The following is a 16,189-nucleotide window of genomic DNA, read 5'->3' as shown; positions in this document are numbered from 1 at the left end:
GGATTGGCTCACGAGCTTTATACAGCTCCGGTTCTTTTTCGGTCAGATCGACAGCAGACATGTGTCTCATACCCCTACGCTAATGGCAGCAGAAAAATCAATCAATAGATTATAAAATATTTTCACAATAAATAAGACTGATCAGAGATAACAAAGAAAGAATTACAACAATTAAATAACCAACATATTTACTCAGTTAAAAACACCAACCAATGCCTGAAAAATAACAGACGGCATAGGCTACGAGTTTAAGTCATCTAAGCGCCATATGGATGTATCCAGCTGCAACGAACGCCGCCTGGGATGTGGTGTTTCGAGACTTCCTTTGGAATAAAAAACGCCGACTGAGTCGGCGTTTTTCGGCTTCAAGCTAACTTATCAGGTGCCACCAAGCTGGCGCACGTAAACGGCAAGCAAACGAATCTGCTCAGGCGACAAACGATCACCGAACTTGGGCATCTGATGTTGCAGGCCATGGTCAATCACACCTTCCACCAACTTCAGCTTGTCATCATAGTTCTTGGCACCGGGCACATCGACAAATGCCCAAGCCTGATCAGTTAAGTTTGGCGCACCAATGGCTTGATTGCCCTGCCCATTGGCACCGTGACAGCCAGCACAGGTTGCAAACGATGCCTTTCCGCGATTCGCAGCTTCTTCATTGACACCTGGCTGATGAGAAAGGCTTAAAACATACTGCGCTAGGTCAGTAAGCTTTTCCCCTTTATAGAGCGCACCAAACGCAGGCATATTGCCCTGAATACCATTGGTAATAGCGGAGACGATCTTTTCGTAGCTGGATCCATGAATCCATGCATTATCTGCAAGATTCGGGTATGAACCTTCCGGGTTCATGGCAAGATGACCTTGCCCCCCCGTGCCGTGACATGCCGCGCAATGGTCACCAAACAAACCATGACCCATGGAACGAGCGAAGTTCAAGGTATCCGGGTTGGCAGCAATCTGCTCGAAACTCATGTCCTTGACCTTAGCCAACCATTCTTTCTGCGCTACCGCAGAGGGGCTTGATTGCATTTCCTGATAGAACAGCGCACGAGAATTCCAATGCTCTGTTTTGGTTTCCATCTTGGGCTGACCGTCGGCTCCTTTCTCAGGTTTGCCATCTGGCCCGATGACCGGACTCTGGAAGGAGACGGTCGAGATACCTTTAGTATAGGTATCGGCATAAGGCCATGCGGGATACAAAATCCAGTAGACCACCGCAAATATAATGGTGCCGTAGAAGCCCCACAACCACCAGCGAGGCAATGGATTGTTGTACTCACGCAGGTCGCCGTCCCACACGTGACCGGTGGTCTCGACCTGACCTTTCTTATTTTCTGGACTCTGACTCATTTTTACTCACCTGCTCTTTGTTGGCGTCAGTAGAAACATGATCGTGATCATCGAGGAACGGAATATCTTTATAGGATTCCAGCCGCTTACCACGCTTCTTGCCTGTATAGACATAGATAAGCACGACAATGAACACACCAAACAGCAAGAACAACTCGATGGTTTTTGCTATTTCAGGACGACCGATCCAATTAAAAAATTCACTGATCAAAATATCGATTCCTCGGATGTCACAAGCTGACTAACTGGCGGACTACCTGAATGTTGAGAAGTAACCCTGGTTGTATTTCGAGAAATCAACCATCGTGCCCAGTACTTGGAGATACGCCACAAGAGCATCCATCTCGGTAATTTCCTTCGGATTTCCATCCCAGTTTTCAGCGGCAGCTTCAGCCTTGACCGACTTGATACCATTGGCAATCACGAACTGGTCGGCCATGTCTTTACCAAACTTCTTCACATTGGCTTCATATTCAGCCTTGGTCAGTGAGTACGGCACACCGACATCGCGCAATGCCTTCATGCGCGCTTCGATATCCTGGTATTTCAGCGGCTGCATCAGCCAAGGATAGGAAGGCATGATCGACTCAGGCACCAATGATTGCGGGTGAATCAAATGTTGCGTCATCCATTCGTTGGAGTACTTGCCACCGACGCGCGCCAAATCTGGGCCTGTACGCTTGGAACCCCACTGGAAAGGATGGTCGTACTTTGATTCTGCCGCCAGAGAATAGTGACCATAACGCAGTTGCTCATCCCGAAACGGTCGAATCTGCTGAGAATGGCATAGATAGCAGCCTTCCCGTACATACACATCACGACCCAACTGCTCAAGTGGTGTGTAAGGATGAACCCCTTCAACCTTCTCAACCGTACCCTTGATATGGAACAGGGGAACAATTTCGACCAAGCCACCGATACTGATCACCACGAGTGTCAGGATGATCAGCAGGGCCGAGTTGATTTCAATACTTTCGTGTTTCATTGATTATCTCCTGATCAGACACGAGTTGCCGCGACGGCAGCTTGGCCCGCAACCGGTACCACTTCACGACGTGCACCCCATACTGTCATGTACAGGTTATAAGCCATCAGCGCCATGCCCGACAGGAACAGGGCACCACCCACCGCGCGAACCACATAGGGGATATGCATGAAGGTCACGGTTTCAACGAAGGTGTAAGCCAGGTTACCGTACTGGTCGAATGCGCGCAGCATCAGACCTTGGCCGATACCGGCAACCCACATGGATACGATGTACAGAACGATACCGACTGTCGCGATCCAGAAGTGGGTAAACACCAACTTGGTCGAATAGAGCTTGACACCCCACAGGCGCGGAACCATGTGATAGAACGAACCGATGGTGATCATGGCCACCCAGCCCAACGCACCTGAATGCACGTGGCCGATGGTCCAGTCCGTGTAGTGGGACAGGGCATTAACGGATTTGAGGGACATCATCGGGCCCTCGAAGGTCGACATGCCGTAGAACGCCATCGCAGTGATCATGAACAGCATGATCGGATCACTACGCAGCTTCTCCCATGCACCAGACAACGTCATGATACCGTTGATCATTCCGCCCCATGATGGCAGCAGCAGCAGGATGGAGAAGGCTGAAGCCACCGAACCTACCCAGTCAGGCAACGACGTCCAGAGTAAGTGATGACCACCTACCCACATGTAAAGGAATGTCAGCGCCCAGAAGTGAACGATCGACAAACGGTAGGAGTAGATCGGACGCTCAGCCTGCTTGGGCAGGAAGTAGTACATCATACCCAAGAAGGCTATTGTCAGGATAGTGCCGACCGCGTTGTGCCCATACCACCACTGCGTCATGGCATCTTGTACGCCCGAGAATAGGCTGTAGGACTCAAAGCTATTCCATGCGACAGGCACAGCCAGATTATTAAAGATATGTAGCACGGCAGTTCCCAAGATAAACGCAAGGTAGAACCAGAGAGCAACATAGATATGCGGCTGTGAACGCTTGCGGATAGTCATGAAGAACACGGTGGCGTAAGCTACCCAGGTCACCAGGATACCCAGATCAACAGGCCATACGAACTCGGCATATTCACGCGCCTGGGTATAACCCATCATGTAAAGCACAACCCCGATGCCGATACTCAGTTGCCAACCCCAGAATGTGAATTCCGGAAGCCACTTACCGCCCCATAATCTAGCCTGGCATGTACGCTGAACTACATAGTAAGAAGTCCCCAACAATGCGCTACCGCCGAATCCGAAAATCACCAAGCTGGTATGCACAGGGCGCAAGCGTCCAAAGGTTATTTCAGCGATATCGAAATTGAGAAAAGGGAAAGCAAGCTCACTGGCGATATAAACGCCGGCCGACATGCCGAGCAAACCCCACACCATCGCCATAATGGCGAATTTCTTGACAATGTCGTAATTGTACTGCTCTGCCGTTATGGCAACTGTGTTCGCAGACATCTTGACCCCTCCGCATAAAGATTGAATCGACTCGGCCACCAAGGCTTCGCCACCTATTTTAGACCAGCCATATTAAAGCATTCTAAAACACACAAAAACCTACGGATTCCCTAGTGTACTCGAGACGCCAAAAACATAACCCTCTGATAAATATCAATGCAACACGATCGTTAGCTGGTTTCATTTATATAAAGGCCACCTGGATAAATAAATTCTATTGAGCAAAATGACCCTTTCTTGAGTCATATGCCGTCGAAAAGTCGAGCATTACACTGGGGATACCCCCGTCCCCCAGGCCAAACCATATACCACTTCATAGGTAAGCGGGATACCTTGAGCAGAGCGTTGAGACTCCAGGCCCGCCAGGAATCCTTTCCATTTCTCTCGCCCGGTGAGACCGGTAGCACGCTCAAGATGCGTGTTTCCCACACCGACGCCACGCAATTCCTTAATCAACTCGACGGGGGTGGGGTAATACAGCGTGAGTCGCTCCTGATCCATCACCGGATCCGCAAAGCAACTGGCCAGCAGGGCATCTCCTACATCGTGCATATCCAGAAATCCGTGCGTGTGGACTGCCTCATCTAGTCCCGACCAGGCTATCCTGCATTCCTGCAAGGTATCCGGCCCCAGGGTGGCGAACACGAAAACCCCACCCGATGCCAACACGCGCGCCACCTCCTGCATAACCACACCCAGATCATGGCTCCACTGCAATGAGAAATTTGAAATAACGACATCAAAGCTACCGGCTTTAAACGGCAACTGATGCATGTCTGCGCACACCACACGCCGACGCTTGAAGATACGCCCTGTCTTGGGGATAACCGCAAGCATCTGTTCTGCCAGATCAAGAGCCACCACCTGGGCCGACGGATAACGCTTCTGCATTGCCCGTGTCATCTGTCCAGTTCCCGCACCAAGATCAAGAATGCGCCGAGGCTCTATTTTCAACCATTCGAAACGCTCATCGAGCCTTCTTCCCACTTCTTGCTGCACTGCAGCGAACTGGTCATATGTCTGGTGCGCGCGATTGAACCGGGCACGAACCTGGGCGTAATCAAACATCTTCAATCCCGCGAGCTGAATAGGTCAGCAATAAGTTCATCAAATAATCTTCATGGCGCCAGGGCAACGCGTGACCACCGCCCTGCAAGGGCGTGAGTTGCTGACACGCCGAACCACAAGATTCTGTCCACGGTTGCGTCGGCAGCAGCGGATCATCGGAACCGAATACCCAATGAATGGGCCTCGTCGCGCGTGCCAACCAGGCGCGTTGATCGATAGCGGCCAACCAATCCAGCCCCTGCTGCAAAGCGCCCGCCTCCTGCTGGCGACCGAACCCGGCGGGAAGACCAAGCCAGGTGTCAAACCCGTTCAACGCAGCATCGGGTGAACGACCTACCTGTCTTCGCAAGGCTTGCCAGTTTTTTTCAGGCATCCCTTGCCAACCTGAAGCCGTATCCTGCAGAAAACGGGGGGAAGCCGACAGGATGACCGATTGGCGCGGTGACAAATTCTTTCTGGCCAAGGCTTCCAGAATCAGGGCACCGCCAAGCGACCAGCCAAGCCAAAGCGTATTTTCTCCGCTGTACATTTCTGCCACGGGACAATCTGCGCCATCGAAAATCCAACGACCGAATTCCAGCCAATCCAGAGGATGAATCACGGACCGGTCGCCGCCGCGCGCAACATAGCCATCAACTAAATTCCGCCACATGGATGAATCGAACGACCAACCGGAAACCAGCACAATGTGTGCGCCCCCCTTCAAGCCGGAACCGTTACCACACCCCTCGACCAAACCATCAATCAATCCAAGCACCTTCTTTCATTTCTTTGCGTGTCGCCATTTCTTCATTTGCGCTTTGAACTTCAAAGTCGTGATAATGCGCGACGTTTGATACACACCTCAATCAGGAATATACCGTGGATTTCTCATCTGGGCCGGCATTGGTCGGCATCGCCATCGTCAGCTATCTTATTGGCTCGATCGCCAGCGCCGTGCTTGTAGCACGACTATTTCATCTTCCCGATCCACGCCAAGCGGGCTCCGGCAACCCCGGCGCGACGAACGTCCTGCGGCTGGGCGGAAAAAAAGCCGCGCTGTTGACACTGTTTGGTGATCTCGGCAAGGGCTTGCTGCCGGTGCTTATATTACGTGCCCTGAATGCCCCCGAAGTCGCATTGGCCGTAGCCGCCCTGGCCGCGTTCGTCGGCCACATTTTCCCCATATTTTTTGGGTTCAAAGGCGGAAAAGGGGTTGCGACCGCTGCGGGTGCCTTACTCGCACTCAATCCATTGATTGGCCTGATTACCGTAGGCACCTGGATAGCCTGCGCCTTTATCACCCGCTATTCCTCGCTTTCCGCAATTATTGCCGCGGTTGTAGCGGCTTCCAGCGCCCTGTATCTGGCACCACCTGCCACCATGGTAGCAGTCAGTATCATGGCCATCATGCTGATTTACCGGCACCACCGGAACATTCGTCGCCTGATTAACGGCGAAGAACCCAAAATCGGCAAAAAGAGTGATTCGGACAATCAACCGGAAAAACCGGTTTGAAAAGACAGGCGGTCACCCCGCCAGCGAATGGCTCAAGGAAACCAACGGCCAGCGAGGGCGAACCTCGAACCCCGCCGCCTCGTCATGCTCGCCCCGCTCCAACCGAAGCGCGGCAACCAAAGCGATCATGGCCGCATTGTCGGTACAGAGTATGGGCGGTGGATAGAACACCTGCCCGTCACGCTCATCCATCATTTGTTTGAGCCGCAAGCGCAACGGACGATTTGCCGCCACCCCGCCAGCCAGCACCACATGACGGTAACCGGTCTGCTCCAGTGCCCGCCCGATTTTAATTGCGAGCGTATCGATGACGGCCTGTTCGAACGAAGCGGCGATATCGGCGTGATCTCCGCCTGACGCGATGGCCAATGCCACCGCCGTCTTCAGACCACTGAAACTGAAATCCAACCCCGGTCGATCGACCATCGGTCGGGGGAAGCGGATGGCATCGCGACGTCCACGCTGCGCCAATTCGGAAAGCGCCGCGCCCCCGGGATAGCCCAAACCCATGAGTTTGGCTGATTTATCGAAAGCCTCGCCCACGGCATCATCGATACTTTCCCCGAGCAGGGTGTAATCCCCCAGCGCCTTGACCGCAATCAACTGCGTGTGCCCACCGGACACCAGCACGGCCAGAAACGGGAATTGCGGGCGCTCATCTTCCAGCAAGGGTGCCAGCACGTGACCTTCCAGATGGTGCACACCCAGCGCAGGACGACCAAGCGCCCGCGCCAACCCCTTGGCAAAGGCGGCACCGGTCATCAACGCGCCCTGCAAGCCGGGACCGGCCGTGTATCCGATCGCATCGATCTGATCGCGACGAAGATCGGCTTCTTCGAGGGCTGCCCTGAACAATAACGGCAACTTGCGTACGTGATCGCGCGCGGCCAACTCGGGGACGACGCCGCCATAGCGCGCATGCACATCGGTTTGCGAGTGAATCTGATTCGCGCGCAAACCGCAAGATGTGTCGTAGATGGCGATGGCCGTTTCATCGCACGATGTTTCGATGCCCAATACCCGCATGACGCGCCCATCTCCATCAAATCGAAGGCCCAAATCGTAAGCCCGTAAAATCAGGCCGGGGATGATAACGCATACCGCCCCGACACGCGGGGATTGTTGGGTTATCGAGCCGATGCGGCCGAGCGTTTCTCCTCGCGGATAATCTGATCGATCAGGGCCTTGACCTTGGGCGTGTTCCAATCGATTGACGCATTCACCGAGTAACGGATACGCCCCTGGTCGTCCACCAGAAACGAGCTTGGAAAGGCAAACACCCCCCATTGGGCAGCTACATCCCCCTGTCGATCGATCAGAACCGGGAAATGCACCGAGAACTGCTTCATGAACGCCGCCACATGGGCAGGCGATTCCTTGAAGTTGATCGACAGCACACGCAACTGGCCAGCAGGGTAACTCTGAGCCAATTCATTCATGGACGGAATTTCCTCGACGCAATGCGGGCACCAACTGGCCCAGAAGTTGACCAGCGTGACTGCGGGCCGGGTATCGAGCGGGCCATGCTCCAGCCGGTGGATCTGCCCGTTCAAGTCGGGCAATACAAAGTTCTTCGCCTTGAGACTCGCCACGGGAATCAAGCCGAATTGCTGCTGGATGGGTTTATCCAGAGCCTGGTTCAAAGGCAGGACGTGCGCGGGATGGGGCGCCTCGGCCAGCAGGCGGCTGGATTCAAGCAATTCATCCGGCAAAGCCTGCATGGCCCGGGCCTCCTCCGGTTTCATGAAATCGGCCAGGTTTTTAAGCGATTCATTTTGAGCCGTCTTCAAATGCAAAGGAAAATAATCGCGCACATTGGGGATGATGCGAGCGAACGCCGGGCAACCCGCCCCTTGCAGGGCATCAAGCAAACTGCCCAGACGATTGCGATTCACGCCCCGTTCGGGCTCCAGAATCATGACGGGCATATTGGTTGCCGCCACAATGCCCAAAAAGCTGGGTGGTTCGCCGGCGACCGGCGTTCCGCGATAGAGGTTAGGGAACAGCAAGACAGCGCCCGTTACGGCATCCGGGTTCGTTGCCGACGCCTGCCAATCACGCAAGCCGCGCAGAATCGGTACGGCCATGCGATCAAGGCCGACGACCGTCACCGGACGCCCGGTTTTGACGCCCGCGGTCATCAACGCAGCGACACCTTTGCCACTGAGCCCGCGTACAACCTCATTCGAGCGTTGCAATAACAATGAATCAAGCAGATCGACCATCCAGACGGTTGCACCCCGACGAGCCAAGGCATGAGCGATCGCTTCAGCCCCCGTGGTTCGCCCGTATTGATTGGTGAACCAAAGAAACAAAGGACCTCGCTGATGTTCGCCACCGACCACCTTGACATCCAACTCATTACCCTGGTCGCCGTAGGGCAGGGTGAAATCGGCCCAGGCACGCCCGAAAGCCATGCTGAGCAAAAGCAGCAACACAACCTGCATCCCAACCCGACGCTTGCTCACCATGAATTCACCTTAAAAAATTGCTATCTCTTGTTCATCGCATTGAGTCATCAGGGCCTCAACGCATTCCACGGCACAGCCCTGAAAGCCGGACAAAATACAGACCACAGATCATCTGCATGTCGATTACAATGGCCCACTGATCGCTCAGACGGAATAAATCATAACCATCTAATGATTATATAGACTATGCCTAAAATTACCGCGCCATTGCTTGAATCAAAACTCAGTCATCTGCCCCTACTCCACCGCGGCAAAGTTCGCGATCTGTATGCCGTAGATGATGACCGTCTGTTGATTGTTACAACCGATCGCATTTCTGCCTTTGATGTCATCCTGCCCACGGCCATTCCGGACAAGGGACATGTTTTGACAGCGATTTCCCGCTTCTGGTTCGATCGGACCCGCAATATCGTGCCGAATCACCTGACGGACGACCAATCGCTGACCGATATCATCCCCGATCGTGATGAGCGCGCCCTGCTGGAAGGTCGAAGCCTGATCGTCAAGCGACTCAAAGCATTGCCGATCGAAGCCGTCGTGCGCGGCTACCTGATCGGCACCGGTTACAAGGATTACCAGGCCACCGGCGCGGTATGCGGCATCGCGCTCCCGAAAGATCTGCCTCTGGCGGCCCACTTGCCCGAACCGATCTTCACACCGGCGACGAAGGCCGCTGTGGGCGATCACGATGAAAACATCGATTTTGACACCACCGTTTCCCTGCTTGGTCGCCAACTGGCCGAACAGGTGCGGGATACCGCCATCAAGCTCTATCAGCAAGCCGCGAAATACGCACTGGAACGCGGCATCATCATTGCAGATACCAAATTCGAATTCGGTCTGGATGATCAAGGCACGCTGTATCTGATCGACGAGGCGCTCACACCTGATTCATCAAGGTTCTGGCCGGTCGATCAGTACAAAACAGGCATCAGCCCGCCGTCCTTCGACAAGCAATTTGTTCGCGACTGGCTGGAAACGCTGGACTGGAACAAGAAAGCACCCGGCCCGCAAATCCCGGCCGATATTGTCGAACAGACCCGATCGCGCTATCTCGAAGCCTACCGCCTGCTGACCGGCACCAAACTTGACTGAACTTCAACCAGCGCCAGCCGACGCGCGCGGCGTGGTGGTTCTGGCCACCGACACCGGCGTGGGCAAGACATTCGTCGGCTGCGCACTGACGCAAGCGCTGCGCTCAAGCGGTTTTCATGTGCGCGTGCGCAAACCTGTGGAAACCGGCTGTTCGATTATGAACGACACGCTCGTGCCAGCAGATGCCTCATTACTGTGGTCTGCCGCAGGACAAGTGGACACACTGGATGACGTTTGCCCGTTACGCTTCAGATTGCCTGTGGCCGCGCCCCAGGCAGCCGCCAGCGAAGGCGTATCCCTACAGTTCGAGAGAGATATTGCTCCGCTCTTGAAAGATGCAGGCAACAATCGGCACGCTGCATTGCGTGAATTCTGGATTATCGAGGGGGCGGGCGGGGCGCTATCGCCACTGACAGAAGATGCACTCAACTGTGCGCTGGCAACATTCACGGGACTGCCCGTCATTTTGATTGCCCCGGACCGACTCGGCACCTTGAGCACGCTGTTTGCGCATGTTGAAGCGCTCGCCCGTCGCGCAATCCCCATCGCGGCCATTGTGCTCAATCAACGCCCCGCGCATCTGGACGCGGACAATATCGGCAGTCTTAAGAGATGGCTTCCCGAACTCATATCCCAAGAAGGGGCTGCGCCAAAACACAGGCCCGTTCTGCTCTCGTTTGCTCAGGATGAGCCCATGCAGTCGGCGGGAAAACGCTTGATGGATGCCCTGCTTAATACATAAGCCGGCGGGCAGCATGACTCCGCCGAGGAGATAATCAGGACGACAACCGCCCGCGCACCCAGCGAAGAATAGCGCCGAGAAGCGGTACCTTGTCGTACACCTGCTCTGCCGGGTCCCAGTAATCAATATGCTCGATAACCAGGCCCAACTCATCGAACACGACTCGACTGACGCCTGTGAGTGTCAACTGTTCCTGCGTACCGCAACAAAAACGCCAATAAAAATACACCACTCGAGCGTCGGGCACGAAAGCCATTTCTTCAACCAGAAATCGTAGTTTCGGGCAGCGCCGGAAACCGTGCGCAAACACACGAACAATCGCGTCGCGCCCAATCACATCGTTGAATGGATCCTTGAAACGGGCTTCGGGAGAAAACACACGCGCCAATTCATCTAATGCATCCGCATCAAGGTGACGAATAACCTCGGCAAAGTTATGGGCCGCCGCCTTCAATTTTGTCGCTGATAACGAACTTGCGGTCATGGTTTGAGCATCCGACGGGTCAAGGCGAAAAAAAGTGGATAAGGCAGGATGCGAATAAGCTTCATCACCAAACCAAATCCTGTGGGCACCAACAGCTCAAAGCCCCTTCGATCGAGCTTTTTAAGAATCAGGCGCGCGGCCTCTTCCGGCTCGAGTATGCCCGGCATCTCGAAGCCATTTTTGGCGGTCAGTGCCGTCCGCACGAAGCCCGGATTGATAACTCTCAGCAGAACCCCCTTGCGCGCGAACTCCGGAGCCAGTGATTCTGCCATGTTGATCAGTGCCGCCTTGGTCGCGCCGTAGGGGGCGGCATACGGCAACCCCCTGAAACCGGCGACACTCGCGGTAATCAGAATCTGCCCCGCGCCTTGCTGTAAAAATTGTTGGCGCACGGCGTTGATACCATGAATCACGCCCATGAAGTTAATTTGCATCAAGCGTTCAAACAGCGCGGGATCAAAGTCGGCGAGACTCATTGGGGAATAATCTGCCGCATTGAGGATCACGCGATCAATGCGCGCCCACCGTGCCAATAATTCGGACAATCCCTTGTCCAGAGTCTCCGGCTTGGTTACATCCACTGCAATGAGTTGGACTTGATCGCCATACCGCTCAGCAAGATCCGCCAAGCCCTCCAAATGGCGCGCAGATACCACCACCCTATCGCCCTGCAACAGCAACCCTTCAGCCAGGGCACGACCAATGCCGCTACTGCCGCCAACGATCCAGGTCACGCGCTGTCGAGAATGATCAAGATTCGGCATTTCGTTCTCCTAAGTAAATGCTGATTTATTCCATCCTTGGAATAAATCAGCGCTTCCCTAAATTATGGCCACCAGCCCCAGAGCTTAGACCGCTTCTCGAAATATGAACCCAGGCTGTTCAAGCACTTCATGCCCCTGCAGGTTCGAAAAGAGGAGTTTGCTGGACATGTTCCAAGGTCAAGGACATAGTTGCACATTAGTTATACATAATCTATACATACAAGTGTGCAACCGCAAACAGATTTCATGCGTACATGAACTGTAACGACCATTTCAACCGAGCCGCCAAGCGAACAAAAAACAATGGATACAACCAAACAGACGCCTGCCGACCGCCCTCGAAGGATCGCCGTCATCGGCTCCGGTATTGCGGGAGTCGCCTCTGCCTGGCTTCTGGGTGGCAAACATGAAGTCACCCTGTTCGAAAAAAACGACTATCTCGGTGGCCACACGCATACCCATCGGTTTGAAGATCAGGGCCACCCTGTTTCGGTGGATACGGGATTCATTGTGTTCAACCGTCCCAACTATCCCCATTTGACCGGCTTGCTCTCGCATCTTGGCATCGCAACTCAACCGACGCAGATGTCTTTCGGCGTGAGTCTGGATCAAGGACGCCTTGAATATGGCGGCAGCGACCTGTCCACCCTTTTTGCGCAGAAAATCAACCTGATACGCCCCCGATTCATCACAATGGTGCGGGATATCCTGCGCTTCAATCGTGAAGGCAAAGCGGCGCTTCGCGACCCTGCATTTCCCAAAGACGAATCCTTGGGTGACTTTCTGGACCGGCGACGCTTTGGTGTCGGTCTCCGTGACGACTATCTCTTGCCCATGGCGGCGGCGATCTGGTCTTGCCCCACTGAAGTCATGCTCGAATTCCCCGCGCTCAGTTTTTTGCAGTTTTTCGAAAACCACGGCTTGATGAATGTCAACGACCGGCCTCAATGGGAAACGATCAAGGGCGGTTCGCGCAGCTACATCGATGCCATGCTCAAGGACGCACGCTTCAACTATCGCCCCAATTGCCCCATCAACCGGGTGATTCGAGAGCCCGATGGCATTTATCTTCCCGAAACCGGCGAGCGCTTCGACGCCTGTATCTTTGCCGGTCATGCGGATCAGACACTAGCCGCACTGGATGAGGCAGACGCGCATGAGCAAGGTGTGCTGGGTGCATTCCGCTTTCAGGAAAACCAGGCTTATCTGCATCACGATAAAGATCTTATGCCCCGCCGCCGCGCTGTTTGGTCAAGCTGGAATTACCTGGGCCAAAAAGGAGCGTCCGGCCACCGGGCCGTGGCTGTGACCTACTGGATGAATCATCTTCAGCAACTGGATACACCCTCAGACTGGCTGGTCACGCTCAATCCGTTTCAGCCCCCGCGCGCTGAACTGATCCGAGCAAAAATCACCTACCAGCACCCGGTATTCGATGCCAAAACAAGTCGTGCCCAACAGCAATTACCTCAACTGCAAGGCCACCGGAACTGTTATTACGCCGGTGCATGGACAGGCTATGGCTTCCATGAAGATGGCTTGAGATCTGCAGTCAACATTGCATTGGCGTTTGGCATCACGCCACCCTGGCAGGCAGATAAATGAGCGGTAGCACACTGTACATCGGCAAAGTCATGCACCAGCGGATGCGCGGCCCGGCTTACCGCTTCGAGTATCGCGTGTTCAGCCTGCTGGTCGATTTGGACGACTATGAACAAAATTTTCCCGCATTGCGTTGGTTGTCGGCCAATCGATTCAACCTGTTTTCAGTCCATGCACGTGATTTGGGGCCGCGTCAAAAAGGCACATCTCTGCGAGCATGGATCAATCAGGCCTGCGCCGATCAAGGTTTTGATATTTCAAAAGGGCGCGTGCTCATCAACACCTATCCCCGCGTGCTCGGTTACCAGTTCAACCCGCTCAATGTCTGGTATTGCTTTGACCACGCGCAGCAATTGGTGGCGATTGATTGCGAGGTGAGCAATACCTTCGGCGAGTTTCATCATTATTTGCTGCACGACCAGGGCAGGCCATTGGAACTGCCGTTCCAAGCCAGCGCGGACAAGGCTTTCCACGTATCCCCATTCCTCGATATGGCGATGCGCTATCACTTTAAATTCAACCAACCCGCCGAACGGCTGAGTGTTTCTATTCGAGAAAATGCGCTCACCGAAACCGGTGAAGAATTGACGCTGGTCGCAACCCATCATGCGCATCGCCGAACATTGAGCGACGGGCGCCTCTGGCTTGAGGCAATAAGAATTCCCTTTCTCACACTCAAAGTGATCGGTCTGATTCATTGGCACGCTTTGAAAATATGGCTCAAGGGCGGTGTCTTCCATAAATCACCGCCAAAACCGTCTTCGGAGATAAGCTCATGCCCCAAAGCCAAATAAAAGCAATTAAAAACAACGTCCTTGAACTGCCGATCTCGGCCAGATGGGTATATTCACTGCTGGGTGGAATACGCATCGGGCAGATCCGCGTGCTCACCGTTGAAGGTCAGGAACACACGTTTGCCGGTCAAACGCACCCTGAACTCAAAGCGGAATGGCGCTTGCATCACCCCGCCCGGTTATTATCTCGTCTGGCTCGACTGGGCGATATTGGTATTGCCGAAGCCTACATTCACGGTGATTTTTCCACCGACAACCTCACGCGTTTGCTGGAAATCGGCGCACGCAATATGGATGTGATGCGTGATGACTTGCGTGCCGGATTTTGGGCACGGCTGATTCACCGCCTGCAACATGCGCTCAGAAGCAACCATAAGCGGGGCAGTCGGCGCAATATTTCCGCCCATTATGATTTGGGCAATGAGTTTTACCGTCTGTGGCTGGATCCCAGCATGACTTATTCGTCGGCCCTGTTCAGCCGCCCCGATGAACCGATGGCCGAAGCGCAAGCACGAAAATACCAACGTTTGATCGATGCGCTCGAAGCCAAACCGGGCGACCATATCCTTGAAATCGGCTGCGGCTGGGGTGGTTTTGCCGAGCAAGCGACTGGCCAAGGGATTCACGTATCCGGCATTACCTTGTCCACTGAGCAACAGGCATTTGCCATCGAGCGAATGGCGTGCGTCAAACACCCCGCGCAGGCTGAATTTTTCCTCCGCGATTACCGTGATCAAACCGGCACGTTCGATCACATCGTCTCGGTTGAGATGTTTGAGGCCGTCGGCGAACACTACTGGCCCACGTATTTTCAGACCATCTACGACCGTCTTAAGCCCGGGGGACGCGCAGCCATCCAAGTCATCACGATTTCAGAAAAAGCCTTCGAATCCTATCGGCGCGAGCCTGACTTCATCCAGTTGTACATCTTTCCCGGCGGCATGTTGCCCACCATCGAACTATTTACCCAAGGCGCCAGCCATGCAGGACAGGAAATAAAAGACACCTTCTTTTTCGGCAAGGATTACGCCCGCACCTTGAACCGTTGGGCAGAATCCTTCAACCTTCATGCCGATGCGCTGGAAGCACAAGGATTCGATGCGCGTTTTCGCAGAACATGGCAATACTACCTGGCCTATTGCGAAGCCGGCTTCCTGGCAGAACACATCAACGTGGCTCAGGTTCTCCTTGAAAAACCGATGAACGCCAAAAACAATGCGCGAGAAACGACCATCGAACTCAAGGATATGGCGTGAACCCAAACGCCAATTTATCACTCGGGCAGGTGCTTGCCTATGGGGCAACCGGGCTTCCTTTGGCCATTATGGGCATCCCCTTGTATGTGTACCTGCCCCCGTTCTACGCACAGCAATTGGGGCTGGGGCTGGGCGCCGTCGGCTTGGCCTTGATGATCAGCCGATTGTGGGATGTGATCCTCGACCCGATTGTCGGTTTTTACGCCGATCTGATTCCAGGCCGCCATCGCAGAAAAACGCTGATGCTCATCGGCCTGCCGCTATTTTTACTTGCAACGTATTTCTTGCTCAATCCGCCGCCTCAAGTGGGCATTGCTTACCTCTACTTGTGGGCGATGTTGGGGTTTCTTGCCTGGACCTTGATTACGATCCCGTACACCAGTTTTGGCGCCGAGGCCGACCCCACACCCCAAGGCCGAACCCGTCTGTCCGCATCTCGCGAGGGCTTTGGTTTGATCGGCGTCATACTGGCCGCCAGCCTGCCCGTATTCTTGACCTCAAACACCACAGGTGTGTAAAACAGCGTGCAAAACTGAGCAGGAATCCGGGGGAAACAGCGTCCAAATTTGACCACCCCCGGTTGTGCCACACTCCGCTGTT

At 54.3% G+C, this 16,189-nt stretch carries 17 protein-coding genes; 7 read left to right on the top strand and 10 right to left on the bottom strand.

The genetic code is table 11. From position 1 onward, the window contains the following. Positions 1-378: 378 nt before the first annotated feature. The 6 genes from PHD44_RS10475 to PHD44_RS10450 form a co-directional block, all read right to left on the bottom strand. Positions 379-1,356, bottom strand: a complete 978-nt coding sequence (locus tag PHD44_RS10475) for a cbb3-type cytochrome c oxidase N-terminal domain-containing protein (protein WP_300191335.1) — start codon at positions 1,354-1,356, stop codon at positions 379-381. Beyond that, entirely contained in the window at positions 1,334-1,567 is a 234-nt protein-coding gene (locus tag PHD44_RS10470; RefSeq protein ID WP_300191333.1) for a cbb3-type cytochrome c oxidase subunit 3, read from the bottom strand. The genes PHD44_RS10475 and PHD44_RS10470 overlap by 23 nt, the downstream gene beginning before the upstream one ends. Before the next feature lie 42 nt (positions 1,568-1,609). After that, the gene (gene ccoO / locus PHD44_RS10465; RefSeq protein WP_300191330.1) at positions 1,610-2,341 is read right to left on the bottom strand and encodes a cytochrome-c oxidase, cbb3-type subunit II; all 732 of its coding nucleotides are present in this window, start codon (positions 2,339-2,341) and stop codon (positions 1,610-1,612) included. A 14-nt stretch (positions 2,342-2,355) separates the two neighbouring features. Next, positions 2,356-3,816: a cytochrome-c oxidase, cbb3-type subunit I gene (gene ccoN / locus PHD44_RS10460; protein ID WP_300191328.1), complete on the bottom strand. Its 1,461-nt coding sequence runs from the start codon at positions 3,814-3,816 to the stop codon at positions 2,356-2,358. A gap of 267 nt (positions 3,817-4,083) precedes the next feature. Next, entirely contained in the window at positions 4,084-4,884 is an 801-nt protein-coding gene (bioC, locus tag PHD44_RS10455; protein ID WP_300191326.1) for a malonyl-ACP O-methyltransferase BioC, read from the bottom strand. Further along, a complete protein-coding gene (locus tag PHD44_RS10450) occupies positions 4,877-5,632 on the bottom strand; it encodes an alpha/beta fold hydrolase (RefSeq protein WP_300191324.1) in 756 nt (251 codons plus the stop codon). The genes bioC and PHD44_RS10450 overlap by 8 nt, the downstream gene beginning before the upstream one ends. 113 nt (positions 5,633-5,745) lie before the next feature. Here PHD44_RS10450 and plsY point away from each other — a divergent pair, with 113 nt between their 5' ends. Continuing rightward, the gene (gene plsY / locus PHD44_RS10445) at positions 5,746-6,381 is read left to right on the top strand and encodes a glycerol-3-phosphate 1-O-acyltransferase PlsY (protein WP_300191322.1); all 636 of its coding nucleotides are present in this window, start codon (positions 5,746-5,748) and stop codon (positions 6,379-6,381) included. A 12-nt stretch (positions 6,382-6,393) separates the two neighbouring features. Here the strand turns inward: plsY and tsaD are convergent, their stop codons facing one another. Continuing rightward, entirely contained in the window at positions 6,394-7,407 is a 1,014-nt protein-coding gene (gene tsaD / locus PHD44_RS10440; RefSeq protein ID WP_300191319.1) for a tRNA (adenosine(37)-N6)-threonylcarbamoyltransferase complex transferase subunit TsaD, read from the bottom strand. Positions 7,408-7,508: 101 nt separating this feature from the next. After that, entirely contained in the window at positions 7,509-8,852 is a 1,344-nt protein-coding gene (locus PHD44_RS10435; protein ID WP_300191316.1) for a TlpA disulfide reductase family protein, read from the bottom strand. A 195-nt stretch (positions 8,853-9,047) separates the two neighbouring features. On the opposite strand from PHD44_RS10435, the gene PHD44_RS10430 reads away from it, so the two are divergent. Continuing rightward, positions 9,048-9,947: a phosphoribosylaminoimidazolesuccinocarboxamide synthase gene (locus PHD44_RS10430; RefSeq protein WP_300191338.1), complete on the top strand. Its 900-nt coding sequence runs from the start codon at positions 9,048-9,050 to the stop codon at positions 9,945-9,947. Beyond that, on the top strand, positions 9,940-10,689 hold the full coding sequence (gene bioD, locus PHD44_RS10425) for a dethiobiotin synthase (protein WP_300191314.1): 750 nt from the start codon (positions 9,940-9,942) through the stop codon (positions 10,687-10,689). The genes PHD44_RS10430 and bioD overlap by 8 nt, the downstream gene beginning before the upstream one ends. A 34-nt stretch (positions 10,690-10,723) precedes the next feature. Here bioD and PHD44_RS10420 read toward each other — a convergent pair whose 3' ends face one another. Both PHD44_RS10420 and PHD44_RS10415 read right to left on the bottom strand, forming a co-directional pair. Then, on the bottom strand, positions 10,724-11,173 hold the full coding sequence (locus tag PHD44_RS10420) for a nuclear transport factor 2 family protein (protein ID WP_300191312.1): 450 nt from the start codon (positions 11,171-11,173) through the stop codon (positions 10,724-10,726). After that, a complete protein-coding gene (locus PHD44_RS10415) occupies positions 11,170-11,937 on the bottom strand; it encodes an SDR family oxidoreductase (RefSeq protein WP_300191310.1) in 768 nt (255 codons plus the stop codon). Before PHD44_RS10415 ends, PHD44_RS10420 begins: the two co-directional genes overlap by 4 nt. Positions 11,938-12,240: 303 nt before the next feature. Here PHD44_RS10415 and PHD44_RS10410 point away from each other — a divergent pair, with 303 nt between their 5' ends. The 4 genes from PHD44_RS10410 to PHD44_RS10395 are packed head-to-tail and all read left to right on the top strand — an operon-like array spanning position 12,241 to position 16,107. Beyond that, positions 12,241-13,542 (top strand): FAD-dependent oxidoreductase, encoded by a 1,302-nt coding sequence (locus PHD44_RS10410; protein ID WP_300191308.1) that lies wholly within the window; start codon positions 12,241-12,243, stop codon positions 13,540-13,542. Continuing rightward, positions 13,539-14,333, top strand: a complete 795-nt coding sequence (locus PHD44_RS10405) for a DUF1365 domain-containing protein (RefSeq protein WP_300191306.1) — start codon at positions 13,539-13,541, stop codon at positions 14,331-14,333. Before PHD44_RS10410 ends, PHD44_RS10405 begins: the two co-directional genes overlap by 4 nt. Beyond that, entirely contained in the window at positions 14,315-15,589 is a 1,275-nt protein-coding gene (locus PHD44_RS10400; protein WP_300191304.1) for a cyclopropane-fatty-acyl-phospholipid synthase family protein, read from the top strand. The genes PHD44_RS10405 and PHD44_RS10400 overlap by 19 nt, the downstream gene beginning before the upstream one ends. Continuing rightward, on the top strand, positions 15,586-16,107 hold the full coding sequence (locus PHD44_RS10395) for an MFS transporter (RefSeq protein ID WP_300191301.1): 522 nt from the start codon (positions 15,586-15,588) through the stop codon (positions 16,105-16,107). Before PHD44_RS10400 ends, PHD44_RS10395 begins: the two co-directional genes overlap by 4 nt. Positions 16,108-16,189: the final 82 nt, after the last annotated feature.

It is taken from the genome of Halothiobacillus sp. (genome assembly GCF_028710545.1).
Classification (GTDB): Bacteria; Pseudomonadota; Gammaproteobacteria; order Halothiobacillales; family Halothiobacillaceae; genus Halothiobacillus.
The sequence above is the reverse complement of the archived record's forward strand: the minus strand, read 5'-3'. Positions and strand labels throughout refer to the sequence as shown.